The sequence below is a fragment of the Citrobacter sp. wls757 genome, assembly GCF_005280935.1.
GTDB classification, from domain to species: domain Bacteria; phylum Pseudomonadota; class Gammaproteobacteria; order Enterobacterales; family Enterobacteriaceae; genus Citrobacter; species Citrobacter portucalensis.
Genome location: NZ_SZWU01000023.1, coordinates 1 through 1,289 on the forward strand (window position 1 = coordinate 1; position 1,289 = coordinate 1,289).

1 protein-coding gene and 1 pseudogene are annotated in these 1,289 nt (G+C 50.7%); both read left to right on the top strand.

The genetic code is table 11. The annotated features are described in order from the left end of the window. The first annotated feature begins 149 nt into the window (after positions 1–149). On the top strand, positions 150–1,139 hold the full coding sequence (gene sbp / locus FDW94_RS07525; RefSeq protein ID WP_137377409.1) for a sulfate/thiosulfate ABC transporter substrate-binding protein Sbp: 990 nt from the start codon (positions 150–152) through the stop codon (positions 1,137–1,139). 8 nt (positions 1,140–1,147) lie between these two features. Beyond that, positions 1,148–1,289: pseudogene (locus tag FDW94_RS23960) on the top strand (CDP-diacylglycerol diphosphatase); the annotation flags it as partial.

The window sequence follows — 1,289 nt, forward strand, 5'->3', positions numbered from 1 at the left end:
TCGTAGGCCTGATAAGCGTAGCGCCATCAGGCAAAAACTCGACGCCATATATTCCCCCAAGTTATAGCAAATCTTTTTTTATTCTTTAATGTTTGGATGCCTTTCTGGCACGCTTTGCTCATCACAACACTACCTAAGAGAGCTGGGCGATGAACAAATGGGGCGTAGGGTTAACATTATTGCTGGCATCGACCAGCGTTCTGGCAAAGGATATTCAGTTACTTAACGTATCGTACGATCCAACGCGTGAACTGTACGAGCAGTACAATAAGGCCTTCAGCGCGCACTGGAAGCAGGAAACGGGCGACAACGTTGTGATCCGCCAGTCGCACGGCGGTTCGGGTAAACAGGCGACTTCCGTCATCAACGGCATTGAAGCCGATGTTGTGACGCTGGCACTGGCTTACGACGTGGATGCCATTGCTGAACGTGGCCGTATCGATAAAAACTGGATTAAACGCCTGCCGGATAACTCCGCGCCTTACACCTCCACCATCGTGTTCCTGGTCCGCAAAGGCAATCCCAAACAAATTCATGACTGGAACGATCTGATCAAACCGGGCGTGTCGGTCATTACGCCAAACCCGAAAAGCTCCGGCGGAGCTCGCTGGAACTATCTGGCGGCATGGGGCTATGCCCTGCACCACAACAACAACGATCAGGCCAAGGCACAAGACTTTGTGAAGGCCCTGTATAAAAACGTTGAGGTACTCGATTCTGGCGCACGTGGCTCAACCAATACCTTCGTTGAACGTGGTATCGGTGATGTGCTGATTGCCTGGGAAAACGAAGCGCTGTTGGCAACGAACGAGCTGGGCAAAGATAAATTCGAGATAGTGACCCCGAGTGAATCTATCCTTGCGGAGCCGACCGTGTCCGTGGTTGATAAAGTGGTGGAAAAGAAAGGCACCAAAGCGGTGGCGGAAGCTTACCTGAAGTATCTCTACTCTCCGGAAGGCCAGGAAATTGCGGCGAAAAACTACTATCGTCCACGTGATGCAGAAGTCGCGAAGAAATACGAAAACGCATTTCCGAAGCTGAAGCTGTTCACTATCGACGAAGAGTTTGGCGGCTGGACGAAAGCGCAGAAAGAGCACTTCTCTAACGGCGGTACGTTCGACCAAATCAGTAAACGATAAATAAGTCTGTGATTTACCGACCCGGTGGCCTAGCGCGACCGGGTTTTTTATTTGTCATGGTTTTGCGTTACTCTTGCCCTTCAATGGGATACAGGAAACGCGTAATGAAAAAAGCAGGCTATCTTTTACTGGCGGTGATTGTGGTCGCCG